Origin of the sequence: Oceanobacillus alkalisoli (assembly GCF_021556485.1) — a bacterium.
GTDB classification, from domain to species: domain Bacteria; phylum Bacillota; class Bacilli; order Bacillales; family Amphibacillaceae; genus Oceanobacillus; species Oceanobacillus alkalisoli.
Window position 1 is genome coordinate 106,023 of sequence record NZ_JAKGBW010000001.1, and the last position, 15,411, is coordinate 121,433.

Below are 15,411 nucleotides of genomic sequence, written 5' to 3' on the forward strand. Positions count from 1 at the left end.
ATCATAGCATAATTCAAATTGGAAGGTCTACAATCTGTTCTCAAGATAATTCTTTTTTTCTCATTTCCCGTTGTTTTTCAAAACAATAGCTGATAATTAATTGTTGTTCTTTTGGTTTTAATGCAACAAATTTTAATGATGCTGTATGGATTCCATTTCTCATTTGCAAGAAAACTACTTGTGCTGCCGTCTCTATATAGTGAATTTTCCCTGAGCGGAAACCGAGCACAACCCATAGATTAATCATTTCATTCATTTTAAGCAAACCTTCTCTTGGTACAATTAAAGATAATCCCCCGCCGCTTACATCGGAAGTAACTGTTGTGAAAGCTTCTCCGTCTTCATTTTGGCGATGCACAGCTACATCAGCTGTTGCATCTACACGTACAAATTGTCTCCGTTGAATTCGCTCCATATCTTCCGGTTTTGGCTTTGAGAGAGCTAGAGCGGGAACAATAACCTTCACCCTTGCAGCAACGGTCGCCTGAAATTGATAAACCGCTTCGTCATCGCCTACAAAATCCGCTTTAAAAGAGGCGCCTATTTGGAAAAATTTCGTCTTTCCTGTTTGTTTATGTACGGGATAATCGATAATAAGATAATCTTCATTAATGTCAATGACTTTACAATAATATTCTTCCGGCTCCACTCCGGGTATTTTAAATAGTAATGTCAGCTTTGTTCCGATTTTTATTGTCGGTTCTTTCATATTTTCACCACGATTCTGAATACCTTTATTACGAAATGATTGAATATATATTTATTATTACAGATTTAAGTGAAAAGGGGAAGGCTTTTTGCCTATCCCCCTTTACGTGAGCTAAAAAATTATAAGATAAAGATGTATCGAACAACTACAGTTACCAGCACAAGCCACGTCCGCTCTGCGCCCAGCAACTAGCAGATCTTTTGGTGGGGCGAGCAGTGCGCAGTCCCAAACTCCACACTCCTCCAATTGATAAAGAAGACTTGCCGATTGGCTTCAGCCAGAGGCTTAGTCGCAGTTATATCCTTGTGGTGAAAGTCAACATCGGCTCTCTGCGTTCGCTTGAGTTTCCTTTATCTCAAAGAGAAGAATGGAAGTTCGATTAAGTTCACCCCGTTCTAGGGCCTAGGGCATCATCGAACTACCTCCCATCCTGGGAGGCACAGTTTGTACCTTGCTACGAAGCACAGGATATGCTAGTACAGGCGTTGCGACAGGACGTCACGCACTTAGCCTGTAAGGATGCTTTCGCCTTTGATCAGGAGTATTTCAATTCTTTTCCTCCAAGTTTTTCCACCATTTCTTCTCTGCCGTCCATTGCATTAATGAAAATGCGGTACGTATCATTGTTGAATGTGCCTAAGAATTCATAGGTAAGCACTTCTTCATCCACATCATTTGTAATAATCGATAGGCTGCTTTCTTCAATTTGCACATTGTCATTAACAAATTCAAGCGCCTCTTCTTCCGTGAGTTCCGGCTCGTCAATTTCCCGTTCATGGTGATTACTGTAATATTCGGTTGCTGTAACTCCTAAAACGTCACCATTGTCTAAAGCTACTTTTACCTCTACGGAATCAGAGTAAATGCGAATACCATCTTGGTTGTAATAAAACGAATACATTCCTACATTATTCAGTTCCATGCTTTGATAGAGGTTCATATCGTCAAAGTCAAATTGCTCCAAGTATTTTTCTGCGCGTTCCAGTCCTTCATGTAAACTAAGTTTCTTATCTTTTAAAGGACGTTCAATTAATAATGTTAGTGGATAACCGCCTTTTTGAGAGAGATCCATGTAAGCTCGTTTGTCATCATTTTGATACGAAACACTGTAAATTGGAATATCTGCGCCATCCCCTGAAGGAGTAATTTCAATATTTTCTTTCGAATTGATATCGAAAATCTTTCTACTCTTATCTAATGCTTCTTTTTCACTCAACGTTTCTCCGGGAAGATTTTCAAAATGATCTTCTGGCTTTGTACTGACTCCAATTAGACCGGATTGGCTGTTTGCCTCAGCAAATCCCTCCACTTGTTCTTCTACAGTTTTAAAGCCATCAATAATCGTATTATCAGTTTGGTCATTGTTAACTAATGCAAGCTGAACATCCATCCACCGTAAATTATTTTCAAGTGCTAGATGCTGTACATGCCGCAATTCATCTTTAATATCATTCGCTTGCACATAAAGCTCCTCCAGAACATTCGTTTCCTCATCCGTCAACGGGTCGTCATCCAAGTTCCTGATTGCTGTCCGGTACGTAAAATCACCGATGTTAGAGAGAAATTCCTCCGTTTTATTAAACGGTAAGAGTCCAAGCGGCAATTGGGATACATTGGAATGGGCCTCTGAAGTAATCCGCCAAATATCAACGAACTTAGGGGATAATCGTTCATGGGAATTCATCGCGAGCACTGTTCCAATCTCGTCATGCAATAAATCCATGTGATAACTAAGTTCGTGGAATGATTTTTGATAACCATTCTCCGCTTGTATTAAAATCGCATTTTTTTCTTGGTGCTCCTGGTAACCCCAAATGGCAGCACCAACTAAACCGAGTGACAGAACGCCAATGGTAATCCAACGAATCATATTATTCACGCCTTCCTATTTTGCAAAGATATGTTTACCGATTTTCTTAATTTGTGGCCTCGTCCATATCCAAGGTGAAGTTGCGGTATCTGGGTTGAAATAATAGATGGCATTGGAAGAAGGATCCCACCCATTGATCGCATCAAGCACAGCCTCTCTCGCTCTTTCATTCGGTGTAAGCCAGATTTGACCATCTGCTACGGCTGTAAAGGCACGGGGTTCGAATATGACACCTGATACTGTATTAGGAAAGCTTGGACTCGCTACCCGATTCAAAATAACGGCCGCTACAGCAACCTGTCCTTCGTATGGTTCTCCCCTGGCCTCTCCGTATACCGCATTTGCCATCAGTTGAATATCATTCTGTGAAAAACCTTGCGGGACATTGACTGCAGTTGTATTATCTGCTGGTGCGCTTTGCTCCGCCTGTTGCGCCTCGCCACCTTGCTGCTGTTCTCCTTCCATACCTCCATAGTGACTGAAACGATTGCCTCTTGTTATTTGTTCTTTCACATAAGCTTCATCAAATTCACTTGCTTGAACCAATTTGTTTTTTGTTTCTTCGCCTGCGAGTCCATCAATATTCATACCGAATTCATATTGAAAATTGCGCAGAGCCCAGTATGTCCCCCACCCGAATACTCCATCAATATTTCCATTGTAAAACCCTAAATATTGTAATCTCGCCTGCAATTCAATTACGTCATCCCCAATTGCACCATGTTGAATGACTTGGGGACTGAATGCTTTTACCTCTTCTTTTCCGTCAAAAAATAAAGGAAATAGAAATAACCCGACAACCATCAAGAAACTAATCTGTCTTAATCGCAAATCTTACCCTCCTCATGAAGCAGTGACTTGGGGATAGTTTTTGTTGCTAATCTATTTTTATACACAAATATGTAAAAAAAGCATATACAGCTGAGACACTGTACACGCTTCTATAGTGATTTCATATTATTTATTTAATTCAAATCCGGTTGATTAGCAATTTTCATGCGGTGAAGTCCAAAAATCCATAGGACGATCATAAAAGGGATCAGGTAGTAGATCCAGTTGCTTGAAACCGACTGTAAGATATAATTATAGATACCGTGAAGTAAAAAAGGAATGAAGAAAGCGAGCCCGAGATTAAATCTCGTTCTACTCACACGTGTCTTCGCCTTTCCGAAATAATACCCCATGATAACTCCAAATAATGCGTGAGAGGATACAGGAAAGATTGCTCTTGAAAAAGCGTATTCAATGCCGTTTGTCAGTAAATATAATATATTTTCAACCGAGGCGAAACCCAAACTGATTGCTACAGCATATACAATTCCATCATAATGGTCATCAAATTCCTCATGATGATACATGGAGAACATAAAGATAAACCATTTCAAAAACTCTTCCAGTATTGCAACTTGGAAAAAGGATGTTAAAAAATTATTTAACACGAACCCTTCCTTAACAAATGCATGCTGCACAAACATAACCGGAAATACAAGCAGACAGCCTAATAAAAAGGATCGGACAATTAAAGGGATTGGTTCTGTATATTCATCCTTTAAATAAAAAAAGGACATTAATGCTACAACAGGGGCAAGCCCGACAGTGAAAATAGCAATCATGATCACTAACCTCTTTCCAAATACAGTACTTTTATCGTATCATTAACTTGTCCCATTGGAAATAGTGAAAATAGGAAGCGGGTGATTTTGTTGAAGAAAATATTGATTATCCATACAGGTGGAACCATTTCCATGTTAGAAAATAAAGAAACTGGTGCAGTGAATGTTACGGATGAACATCCATTGACCAGATTACAGGATGAATATCGTAAATTTGCGAATGTGGATGAATATGTTGTTTTTGACCTGCCTTCCCCGCATATTACGCCGAAGCATATGTTAACACTGGCAGATTGCATCAGTCAATCCTTGTCAAAGTATGATGGAATTGTCGTTACACATGGTACAGACACACTGGAAGAAACGGCATATTTTCTCGATCTTGTGATCGACTCTGAAAAACCGATCATCATTACAGGTGCCATGCGTTCCAGCAATGAAATCGGCTCAGATGCACTTTATAATCTAATCAGTTCCATCCGGGTGGCATCTGCGGATCAGGCTAAGAATAAAGGTGTATTAGTTGTCATGAATGATGAAATTCATACAGCTGCCAACGTAACAAAGACTTCAACAAGCAATGTTGCGACCTTCCAAAGCACGCAATACGGACCGATCGGAATCGTTACAAAAGAAATGATCATTTTCCACCGGATCATTTTAAAACAAGAATATTATCCTGTGAAAGACGTTCATTCTAATGTTTTTCTATTGAAGGCGTTTGCGGGAATGGATGAGAATTTAATTCACGCGCTACATATGGCAAAACCGGATGGACTTGTTATTGAAGCTTTCGGTCAAGGCAACCTACCGGGATCGATAGTGGATGGACTTATAAAAATTATAAATGATAATATTCCAGTCATTCTCGTCTCCCGCTGTTATCAAGGAACCGTGCAGCCAACGTATGCTTATCAGGGTGGCGGCAGACAATTAAAAGAATTAGGTGTCATCTTCGCCAATGGTTTGACAGGTCCGAAAGCAAGAATCAAATTACTCCTTGCCCTAGAAAAAACGAAGAATATAGAAAGCTTAAGTAAATTATTTTCTGAACAATAAAGGAGCTAGCCGTTGCTAGCTCCTTTATTGTCTATAAATTATGCTTTCACCGTCTGCTTCGACATGATGGAGCGTGCAATTGCTTCTCCGTGAAAACGGCCATTTTCAATGAAGATGGCATTGTTATTAAACCCTGCTGCCACAACACCTGCTATATAGATTCCTTCTATATTCGTTTCATATGTTTCATCATCATATGCTGGAATTCCATTCACCGGGTCTGTTTCGACACCTGCATCATGTAAAAATTTGATATCAGGTTGATAGCCGATCATAGCGAATACAAATTCATTATCGATTCGCTTTTCGATACCATCCACTTCATAATACACCGCGTTTTCCGTGATTTCTTTTACGTTCGCATTAAATACCATCGAAACTTCATCTTTTTTCACTAAAGAATCGAACCCGGGAAGAATCCATGGCTTGACGCTTGAGGAATATTCCTTGCCTCGGTAAAGGACCGTTACGTTAGCTCCTGCCTTATGGAGCTCAATCGCTGCATCTACTGCAGAGTTTTTTCCGCCTATTACTAGAACATCTTTATTATAATAAGGATGTGCCTCTTTAAAATAATGGCTTACCTTAGGCAAATCATCACCTGGAACGTTCAAGCGATTCGGCTGATCGTAATAACCGGTCGCGATGACGACATAGTTTGCTTTATATTGCTTTTTCTCCTGATGATTTGTTTCGGTATGAAGGAAAAATCCTGTTTCTGTTTTTTCAATCTGGACAACTTTTTCAAAGGATTGAACGCGTAATGCTTTTCTTTTTGCCACTTCCCGGTAGTACACAAGTGCTTCATTTCTGACCGGACGTTGTTTCTCGGTAATGAAAGCAACATCACCAATTTCCAGATTGTCACTGGAACTGAAAAATGTTTGGTGTGTCGGAAATTCATACAAGCTATTCACGACGTTTCCTTTTTCAATCAACAGCGGGTTGATGCCTCTTTCTTGTAAAGCAATTGCTGTAGCCATTCCACATGGTCCAGCTCCAACAATGATAACTTCTTCCTGTTGCATTTACTGCCACATCCTTTTCACATGCTCTAATAACCATTCTACTATAAATAAAACCATACTTCTACTGGAAGTCCGCAGTCCCGATACCTCTCGCTTTCCGCGGATGGCTGATGAGCCTCCTCGGCCTCCCGCAGGAGGCTCGAGGTATCGGGACTGCTCCCAGGAAATATTTTAGTTAGAATTTCTGTTCATGTTTTTTATTGGAATAATAATCTTTATAAAAGTAGGTAGCTATATCTTACCAAAAGAAATATAAACAGACTCCTGCGGGAATGCGTAGTATATTTCTGGAGATAGGATATCAGCTGATAAATGGGCTCATTTTTTGTATTTTGCACCATAGAAAAAACCCCTATCCTAAAATGATAAGAGTTTTTTGAATGGGTTAGCTTCAGTTTTTATACCCAGCCGCGGAATCTTGCTGCTTCGGCCATTTTTCGGACCCCTATCATATAAGCAGCGAGTCGCATGTCAACTTTTCTTGTTTCGGAAAGATTATATATATTATTAAAGGAATTAATCATAATCTCATGCAGCTTTTGATCAATTTCTTCTTCCGACCAATAGTAACCTTGATTATTCTGTACCCATTCGAAGTAAGACACCGTTACGCCACCTGCAGAAGCGAGCACGTCTGGTACTAAGAGAATATCACGGTCGGTTAAAATTTTAGTCGCTTCGGCAGTTGTTGGCCCATTGGCAGCTTCTACGATAATACTTGCTTTAATATTATGGGCATTATCCCGTGTGATTTGATTCTCTACTGCAGCAGGAATGATAATGTCGCAGTCCAGTTCAAACAGTTCCTTATTCGTTATCGTATTGTCAAACAGATTCGTGACCGTACCAAAACTGTCCCTTCTATCAAGCAGATAATCAATATCGAGACCGTCTGGATCATGTAAGGCGCCCTGAGCATCCGCAATGCCGACAATCTTCGCTCCTTGATCATAGAGGAATTTTGATAAATAACTACCTGCATTACCAAAGCCTTGAATAACAATCCGCGCACCTTTAACATCAATGCCACGTTTCTTCGCGGCTTCATTCAATACAATTGTAACCCCTTTTGCTGTAGCAGATTCTCTACCATGTGAACCACCAAGAACAATCGGTTTTCCAGTAATGAAACCTGGGTTATTAAATTCGTCAATCTTACTATATTCATCCATCATCCATGCCATAATCTGTGAGTTCGTAAATACGTCCGGTGCCGGAATGTCTTTTGTTGGACCTACGATTTGACTGACAGCACGAACATAACCACGACTAAGCGTTTCCAATTCACGGAAAGACATATGGCGCGGATCACAAATTATTCCACCTTTTGCCCCGCCATATGGTAAGTCGACGATTCCAGCTTTCAAGCTCATCCAAATGGATAAAGCTTTTACTTCTTTCTCCGTTACCTCTGGATGGAACCGAATACCGCCTTTAGTCGGACCAACCGCATCATTATGCTGCGCCCGGTATCCGGTGAATACTTTTACCTTGCCATCGTCCATGCGTACCGGAATACGAACAGTCATCATACGAAGCGGGTCTTTTAATAATTCATATACTTCATTGGAGTATCCCAGCTTTTCCAAAGCGGTCATGATTACTGTTCTTGTTGAACTTAAAACATCTAGATTTTCATGATTTTCTTCGGTAGAGTCAACTGCTTTATCGGCTACCATGAATTTACCCCCTAGAATACATATATTAATAAACCTTCTACTAAGAAGCTAGTATACACTGTCACTGTAAATATGCAATAAAAATACGATGAAATGCAATACTTTTTGTTAGAAGAAATTAGTTGTAAAAATGGTTCATAATTTGTTTTATCGCCTGCTCTTCATAAATAGCTTTCCCGTATTCCTTCAAACGATAGGAAGTAAGAATGCTTGAATGGGAGTACTCCGACATGATTGCAATTAAGCTTTCTTTCTCAATATCGGGCAATTCCTCTTCATCAAACAACATATAATAATGGTCATTCAAATGATATACTTGCCCATCCTCTATCCCAAGCGGTGATAAATAAGATGCAACGTCAATCAAATCTTCAAAGTCATCGAATAAAAAGATCAACTCATGGCTTTCATCAAGCGTTACCTTCATTTCAATAAAATCTTCGTCCTCAGTTTCCATGTCGTTCATTTGCGTCACGACTACATGCATACCTTGGGCTTGCATCATGAATACTTGAACAAGCAGCATTCCATCAAGTTCTATATCTAATTCATCACTTGCATCATACATCATTTCACTAAATAAACTCCGGACACTAGCTGCATCGTGCCATATTTCATCACTCGTAAAACCACGCTCAATTAAATCATCAAAAGTTAAAAAAATCGTGAACTGATGACTGGATAGTTTTTCCACACGCATACAGTATCCCCCTTAAAAAAATAATACTAAACACTAAGACAACGGCCTATACACGCAGATGATACATTGAATGTATACTCATACTATATGCAATTAATTAAATTTTAGGTAGTAAGCTATTTCGTAAGATTTTCTCCTTCTTATAGTCTATGCAACAAAGTCGTGATTTCATCCTGCCAGACATAAATTGCTGTACCTAGTCCCGCGATAACAATAACGACTGTAAAAAGTAATCGCAAGAGAGGTTTACTTAACTTAATTTTTGTCCGTGTATTTTTCGTATGTACCTCTTTTCGTGGAGGTAAATTCAAAACATCAATTTCGTTTATATGATGATCAGCTAATAGTTCCTTGTCATTTGTATTTCCTTCTTCAATATCCTTGACAAGGGATCTCAACTCATTCGCTTGATCTTTCTCTTTATGCTCAAGTTCTGTACTCAACTCAGAAAGCACCTCACTTTTTGAAGCGAATAAATAATCCTAAAAGAAAGTCTACTATAAAATGAAGTGTAATTGTAACGAAAAGATTCTCCGTAATTACAAATAGATAACCTATTATAAGACTAACAACCAGTACGGATAGAAATAATACCGGTTTTCTTAAATAACGGAAGTGAACCACTGCAAACAATATGCTTGCTGGCACATATCCGAACGTACTCTGAATTACACCGCGGAATAAAAGTTCTTCAGAAACAGCTACGAGTAAAGCTACACTAAAAATAAACGAAATGGATCTGTAACTGAATATCCTTTCATTTATCCCGCCATCATCAAACGCAGATTCAGGAAGCATCCTCATTAATAGTAAATCCATTCCGACGATACACAAAGCCGGTAAAGCACCAAAATAAATTACTTCCTGTATATCCCAAATAAATAACGTTGCCCAATCACTAAAATGATCAAATAAAAAGAAGCTTAAGAGAAGAGCAATTCCGAGAAATATCACTTGCGAAAATACGAGATTTATTTTTAACTCTCGATCTGACAATTGTTTGATTAATTCACTTCGCTTCATGTTTTACTCCAAGCAATAGCTTTTGGAGCTTTAACCTCCAATCTGTTTCCTTTCGCTGACTAGGAAGTAAGGCTTGTGTTTCCCATTGTTCCAGGTCAATTCCACAGTTGCTGCAGCATTCGAAGATTGGAGTGTCATAACCTGATTGAAACTTCTTATACAGTTGCTCCCGTAAACAACCAGCTGACTCAGCCCAGCTAACCATCTCTTGTAATTCTTGCATTTTATAGAGACTCCGTGAATGAATCCAGTTTACGAGATGATCATATATATTACGCCATTGTTCTGCTTGATAGACAACTTTCTTTCCTCTAATCATACCATGTTTTTCAAAATGAAACCGTAAAAATCTCCATTTTATTTCACTCATTTGAAAGAGTTCGTATAACGTATTAATTGTTTCTTTTGTGAGTTCAATTCCTTGTTCACCCCATATTTGTAACTGCTGCATAATCACGCGGATTTCTCCAGACTCTGGTAATTCATTTTCAATAATACTCTTCGGGATTGCAGTATCGTAGCGGCCATAAAGCAATAGACAAATACTTGGTTTCCCATCTCTCCCCGCCCTTCCGACCTCTTGGATATATGCTTCCATTTGGGATGGTAGATGATAGTGGATGATCAAGCGGATATTATGCTTATTAATTCCCATACCAAATGCACTCGTACAGCAAATCACATCAATTTGATTATTCATGAATTGTTGTTGAATCTGAATTCTATCAATTGGCTCCATACCGCCATGATAGAAAGCTACATTAAGCTCCGGCAATTTCTCTGATAAAATATGCGCAAGATTTTCCGCTTGGATTCTGCTTGAGAAATAAATTAACGCAGGGCCATAATGTTTTTTAAGATAGAAAGTTAATAATTCGAGCTTCTCCTGATCTGAGGATACATCTTGGATGACAAATGCTAAATTATCTCGGTCCATCGGATAGATTCGTTTTGTGATTTCTGGTCTGTTCAAGCTTTTAATTATATCTGCTTGCACAGCAGGGGTTGCTGTTGCACTTAAAGCAAGTACAGGCGGATTGTTGAGGCGCTGAATCACAGTTCCAAGCTTTAAATAATCCGGCCGGAAATCATGTCCCCACTGGGAAATACAATGAGCTTCATCGATAACAAATAAACTGATTTTCAGTTGCGACAATCGCTTTATTACTTGATCTTGTTGTAATAATTCAGGTGAGATATAAAGTAATTGATAGTGATGTAATTGTTCCATTATCAACTGTCTTTCGGCATAGGTGACAAAACTATTTAGAGCGACGGCCCTTTTATAATTTTTCGCTTTTAATTCTTTTACCTGGTCTATCATTAATGATATTAAAGGAGAAATGACTATTGTGAGACCTTCTAATAATAGGGCCGGCAATTGATAACATACAGATTTACCTGATCCTGTCGGCAAAATACCGAGCACGCTTTCTCCCTGCAGTACATCATGAATGATTTCCCGTTGACCTGGTCGAAACGTTTGATAGTGGAAATGCTTCTTGAGTTCTTCTTCTAATCGAAGGGTTTCATGCATTATTACTTATTCCCTCCTTGAATTTATGGTGAAAAACAAGCATGAGACGAATTTGGAAAAAACTTATCTCGGGATGGAGTTTCTCTTTAATCGTCTTCAGCTTAAAGGAATTCGACTCTTGGATTACCTGCAAGATCTGTTTCGCATCGTTTTCAGATACATAGTCTGAAAAAGGAAAGACAGGATCGTACAGCGCAATTTCAGCTAAATGATCATAAATTGTATTTACTTTTAAATTCCTTGTGCGTGATATTTCTTCAGGTGTAAGACCTTGCTTGAACAAATCATGCGTCCGTCCGGCTGAACCGACTATTTTTACTGTTTGTCCAATATCAGCAATTAGTGGGAATAAGGCACGATAGTCTGATTGGGCTGTTTCAATTTTGTACAGCAACATATGAATCATTCCGGTTAACAATAAATGGATATCCGTTGCCTCTCTTTTATAATCGACTGCAAGCTGATCAAGGCTTTTCCCATAATGTTGATATCCCGAAAATCGGTCAACAAATAACCGAGCTTCTTCTTCTTGAAAGTCAGCTAATAACTGCTCAAGTTCAAGATATAATGCTTTCAAATAACCTTTTTCATTTTCCTTAATTTGTTTAAAAAAAGATCGCACAAATCGTTCCGTCTCCGGCTGATGAATGACCGGGATGAATGAAAAGTTCTTTTCTTTCGTATTGCTTAATGTTTGAACGAGTAATAATAATCTATTATAAAATATTTCAGCTTTATCATAATAGCGGATCCCTTGAAAGTAATGATAAGGGATACTTGCTTGATGACTCCTTTGCCACATCTCACCCTCAGGTAAACAGCGTACTGCTTGTCGTCCTTTTTCATCAACTGTCTCTTCCAAGTGACCAGCTCGAATTAATTCATTTATTTTCTGATCAAAGCTTTGTTTCTTTAATCCTTTATAAATTCCATAGAATGCTTGATTAGAATAAATATGTGCATCTTGCAAGGTTTGGATGTTCCTGCTGCCGGTTAGTAAATGATAAATGCTTGATGTGCTTCTCTCTTGTTTAATCTGTTTTGCGGCGGTTAAAATGATACCGTTAAAAATCAACTATTTCACATCCAATCTGGCCACCTATTTGAAATTATACGTGAACCGTTTTACAATAGAAAGTGTTTATTCGGGAGGCTTCGTAAATGTATGTTATCGTGAATCAGGATACTTGTATAGCTTGTGGAAATTGCGGGGCAAATGCACCGAAGTTGTTCGGCTATAATGAAGAAGGGCTGTCTTATGTAAAGGTTGATGGCAATACCGGCACAAAAAAGATAAAAAGAAGATTTCGAGACGATCTTCTCGATGCCTATGATGCTTGTCCTTCCTTGTCCATTCATATTAGCAAGAAACCGTTTCAAACGGGAAATAATTGATTTTACTCCAATTATATTATAGTAAAATCACACATAACAGCCAAATGTTTCACTTGTTAGATGGGCGCGGTGAGGATCAAGCAAGATTCTCACCGCGCTCATTCTATTTCAGCAATGACATTTACAGCAACCGGCACAGGGATTGGATTGTCGAAATGATAGTTCCTCAATTGCTTGATTGGTAAGTGGATGAATTGGACATCTTCGTATCCATAACTTTTTGCAGTCAGCAATATTGCCTCAATCATTTGTTTCGTTACATCTTCTTCTTGAATGGTTTCTTCGGCAAACTCGACTATGACTGTTTCATCTGCATCTTCCACTGTGAATTCAATATTTTCATCCATGACTGAATTGATGGAAGCATCACGTTGCATCTCTTTTAACGCAAGCATCGCCTCTCTTACTGTTGTATCATGATCTTGTGGAACAATAATATAGCTTTCCTCATAAAGTAAATAGCTCACCCGTTGCGTGCGATGGGAAGACAAATCAATTATTTGCTCCATTTCATTCAGTTCATTTATGATTCTTACCTTATCAATACCATATGGCAGAAACATTTCACTCAATAAGTGTGACAGTAAATCGCTGGACCCTGTCGCTTTAAGCAACCGATTCTGCCCAGTCAAGACAGCTTGTTTCGTATCAAAATCGATTGCAAACTCGATGTCCTTTAATAGAAAGTTTTCCGGATAAAGTTGGTAAATCTCTAATATTTCATCCAGCTTTGTGTAATACCTCTCCATATTTGCTTCTTCAGGTACAAGAAAGGTCAACGGGATAATATATTGCATGGTTTCATCATGAATGGCAAAATGGATGATTTCCTTGTCAGCTGGGACTTCAGTAAGCACATCTTCCGTAATGAGAGATGCTTCCTGCTGTTCCCTTTCACCAAAACGCTCCGATTCTTCATGTTGCTGGGCAGAATCATGGAATGTTTCACTTTCAATATCAAGGCTTACCTCCTCCGTTGCATTTCTCCTTTCCATAGATGATTGTTCAGTTGCGTTATGAAAAAGGAAAGGTAAGCTTAAAAGGCAAAGTAAAATTGCGGAAACAGAAAAATAGGGAATGAATTTCTTTTTTTTATTGTGCGGATTTTCGCTGAACTGCAAGGCTATTTGTTCATATATCTCTTCTTTTGATCGCTCGTCGTTATGCTTGGGCAAGTTTTCCAGCAGGTCAATAATCTGCTTATCGTCGCGTTTCGTCATCCATTATCCCTCCTTTCGCCTTCTCTTCATCAAGTAAACTTTTCAACTTTTTGATTGCACGGTGTTGCAAAGTTTTCACATTACTCACCGTCAAATCTAGAATTTCTGCCGTCTCTTTTAGACTATGATGTTGTATGTAGCGAAGAATAACAACTTGCTTCTGATTTACGCTGCATTGATCAAGTAGCTGATACATTAACGCAACATCTTCCTGGTGGATGATCGCTTCATCTGGTGTGGTTTCTCTAGCAGGAATGAACTCAGTCATGTCATCCAAATCAATGGTTTCGTTTGTAACTTTTCGCTTTCGTTTTTGTTTCCTGAAGTGATCAAACACAATATGCCTGGCGATGGAGAATGCCCATGTTTTTTCACTGCTGTCCCCACGAAACCGGTCATAGGATTTAATGACACGAATATATACTTCCTGGACGATATCTTCTGTTATTGTTTTATCTTTGACCATGTAAAAGACATAATTATAAATGTCTTGATGATATGTTTCGTAAAAACGATTAAACAGAGCCTTCATCAGCTTCCCCCATTCCTGCCATTAGACGTTATCCCGACCGAAAATGTTTCACTTTCATTCAGCGTAAATGTTTTGCGCGTTCTCTAGACTGGAGTTCTAATCGCATATATTCCAGTGTTATATCATGATAAAAATTATATCTTTGGAATAATAAACAATGATCTAAATTTGGTATTTCCTGGTAGCAGTCCAGACACCTCGAGACTCCTCCAGGAGGTCTGGCGAGACCCCTTAGTGCTCAGCGCGAGGAGGCTTGCCGACCGCTCAGCAGGTGCGAGAGGTGTCTGGACTGCGGACCTCCAGTAGAAAGTTTCGGAGTTTGACACACTTACGCTGAATGAAAGCAATCCATATTTTATTTTGAAAACCATTTAATGAATTTCATAATACGTATTTAATGCTTCACCATCACCATATGTAGTTGAGTTGGTTCGTTCCCAACGACATATGGTGATGGGAAAGCCGACTTTGGTAATTATGAAATTCATTCCATTATAAAATAATTTGGATTCTTATTTTCAAGTCCGAAAATGGAGTGTTTTAGCAAAGTAGTCTGTACGTCGTCTCAATTATAGGATAATAAAAAGGTTGGAACAATACTTTGATGTATGTCCCAACCTTTTTCTATCTGTTTATTGCAAATCGAGTGTGATTCGGTCGCCGCCGTTTAGTGTGTAATCTTTAGCTGGTACATCGGATAATTCGTCGTTTACGAATAAGTGCCAACTTGTACCTTCTTCTTCGCTGGCTTGCACCCGCTCGATTGAAGTGATTACATCTTCTCCATCGGTTTCGATATAAAATGTTTCATCAAGTACTTCTAGCAAATTGGCGCTTTCTTCAATTTCTACTTGCTGTTCGTTAATAAATTGTTCGCCGTCATTAATTGAAATTGTTAGGCGAACAGCATTCTCTGGTACACTGTCTGTTTCGCCCGTTTCATTTGTACTTACGGTTGTATTCGTCTCTTCATTACTACTTCCACACGCAGCAAGGAATAGGAAAACAGTAAATAGGACGAAAATGTTTATCAACTTTTTATTCAT

Annotated in this window: 17 protein-coding genes; 3 read left to right on the forward strand and 14 right to left on the reverse strand. The window is 38.9% G+C overall.

Going from position 1 to position 15,411, the window contains the following annotated elements; all coding sequences use genetic code 11:
• Positions 1-40: 40 nt before the first annotated feature.
• Positions 41-709 (reverse strand): flagellar brake protein, encoded by a 669-nt coding sequence (locus tag LZD48_RS00635; RefSeq protein ID WP_235760802.1) that lies wholly within the window; start codon positions 707-709, stop codon positions 41-43.
• A gap of 215 nt (positions 710-924) precedes the next feature.
• On the opposite strand from LZD48_RS00635, the gene LZD48_RS00640 reads away from it, so the two are divergent.
• On the forward strand, positions 925-1,092 hold the full coding sequence (locus LZD48_RS00640; RefSeq protein ID WP_235760803.1) for a hypothetical protein: 168 nt from the start codon (positions 925-927) through the stop codon (positions 1,090-1,092).
• A 152-nt stretch (positions 1,093-1,244) separates the two neighbouring features.
• Here the strand turns inward: LZD48_RS00640 and ypeB are convergent, their stop codons facing one another.
• The 3 genes from ypeB to prsW form a co-directional block, all read right to left on the reverse strand.
• Complete coding sequence (ypeB, locus tag LZD48_RS00645; protein ID WP_235760804.1) at positions 1,245-2,579, reverse strand: germination protein YpeB; 1,335 nt, start codon at positions 2,577-2,579, stop codon at positions 1,245-1,247.
• 15 nt (positions 2,580-2,594) lie between these two features.
• The gene (gene sleB, locus LZD48_RS00650) at positions 2,595-3,383 is read right to left on the reverse strand and encodes a spore cortex-lytic enzyme (protein WP_235761084.1); all 789 of its coding nucleotides are present in this window, start codon (positions 3,381-3,383) and stop codon (positions 2,595-2,597) included.
• A 161-nt stretch (positions 3,384-3,544) separates the two neighbouring features.
• Positions 3,545-4,192: a glutamic-type intramembrane protease PrsW gene (gene prsW, locus LZD48_RS00655; RefSeq protein WP_235760805.1), complete on the reverse strand. Its 648-nt coding sequence runs from the start codon at positions 4,190-4,192 to the stop codon at positions 3,545-3,547.
• 90 nt (positions 4,193-4,282) lie between these two features.
• On the opposite strand from prsW, the gene LZD48_RS00660 reads away from it, so the two are divergent.
• The gene (locus tag LZD48_RS00660) at positions 4,283-5,251 is read left to right on the forward strand and encodes an asparaginase (RefSeq protein WP_235761085.1); all 969 of its coding nucleotides are present in this window, start codon (positions 4,283-4,285) and stop codon (positions 5,249-5,251) included.
• Between the two features lie 38 nt (positions 5,252-5,289).
• Here LZD48_RS00660 and LZD48_RS00665 read toward each other — a convergent pair whose 3' ends face one another.
• The 7 genes from LZD48_RS00665 to LZD48_RS00695 form a co-directional block, all read right to left on the reverse strand.
• Positions 5,290-6,279 (reverse strand): YpdA family putative bacillithiol disulfide reductase, encoded by a 990-nt coding sequence (locus LZD48_RS00665; protein ID WP_235760806.1) that lies wholly within the window; start codon positions 6,277-6,279, stop codon positions 5,290-5,292.
• Positions 6,280-6,677: 398 nt separating this feature from the next.
• A complete protein-coding gene (locus LZD48_RS00670) occupies positions 6,678-7,958 on the reverse strand; it encodes a Glu/Leu/Phe/Val family dehydrogenase (protein WP_235760807.1) in 1,281 nt (426 codons plus the stop codon).
• Between the two features lie 118 nt (positions 7,959-8,076).
• Positions 8,077-8,658 carry a genetic competence negative regulator gene (locus LZD48_RS00675; RefSeq protein WP_235760808.1) on the reverse strand — a complete coding sequence of 194 codons (582 nt, stop codon included), beginning with the start codon at positions 8,656-8,658 and terminating at the stop codon, positions 8,077-8,079.
• A gap of 140 nt (positions 8,659-8,798) precedes the next feature.
• Positions 8,799-9,101, reverse strand: a complete 303-nt coding sequence (locus LZD48_RS00680) for a hypothetical protein (protein WP_235760809.1) — start codon at positions 9,099-9,101, stop codon at positions 8,799-8,801.
• Positions 9,102-9,114: 13 nt separating this feature from the next.
• Entirely contained in the window at positions 9,115-9,681 is a 567-nt protein-coding gene (locus LZD48_RS00685) for a CPBP family intramembrane glutamic endopeptidase (protein WP_235760810.1), read from the reverse strand.
• Positions 9,668-11,218, reverse strand: coding sequence for a RecQ family ATP-dependent DNA helicase (locus LZD48_RS00690; RefSeq protein WP_235760811.1), 1,551 nt, complete (start codon positions 11,216-11,218; stop codon positions 9,668-9,670). The genes LZD48_RS00685 and LZD48_RS00690 overlap by 14 nt, the downstream gene beginning before the upstream one ends.
• Positions 11,211-12,293, reverse strand: a complete 1,083-nt coding sequence (locus LZD48_RS00695) for a YpbB family protein (RefSeq protein WP_235760812.1) — start codon at positions 12,291-12,293, stop codon at positions 11,211-11,213. The genes LZD48_RS00690 and LZD48_RS00695 overlap by 8 nt, the downstream gene beginning before the upstream one ends.
• Positions 12,294-12,379: 86 nt before the next feature.
• Here LZD48_RS00695 and LZD48_RS00700 point away from each other — a divergent pair, with 86 nt between their 5' ends.
• Complete coding sequence (locus LZD48_RS00700; protein WP_235760813.1) at positions 12,380-12,613, forward strand: ferredoxin; 234 nt, start codon at positions 12,380-12,382, stop codon at positions 12,611-12,613.
• Between the two features lie 98 nt (positions 12,614-12,711).
• On the opposite strand, the gene LZD48_RS00705 is transcribed toward LZD48_RS00700, so the two are convergent.
• The 3 genes from LZD48_RS00705 to LZD48_RS00715 form a co-directional block, all read right to left on the reverse strand.
• Positions 12,712-13,833, reverse strand: coding sequence for an RsiX family anti-sigma factor (locus tag LZD48_RS00705; protein ID WP_235760814.1), 1,122 nt, complete (start codon positions 13,831-13,833; stop codon positions 12,712-12,714).
• Positions 13,814-14,365 (reverse strand): sigma-70 family RNA polymerase sigma factor, encoded by a 552-nt coding sequence (locus tag LZD48_RS00710; protein WP_235760815.1) that lies wholly within the window; start codon positions 14,363-14,365, stop codon positions 13,814-13,816. Before LZD48_RS00710 ends, LZD48_RS00705 begins: the two co-directional genes overlap by 20 nt.
• A gap of 632 nt (positions 14,366-14,997) precedes the next feature.
• Positions 14,998-15,411, reverse strand: a complete 414-nt coding sequence (locus LZD48_RS00715) for a DUF4430 domain-containing protein (protein ID WP_235760816.1) — start codon at positions 15,409-15,411, stop codon at positions 14,998-15,000.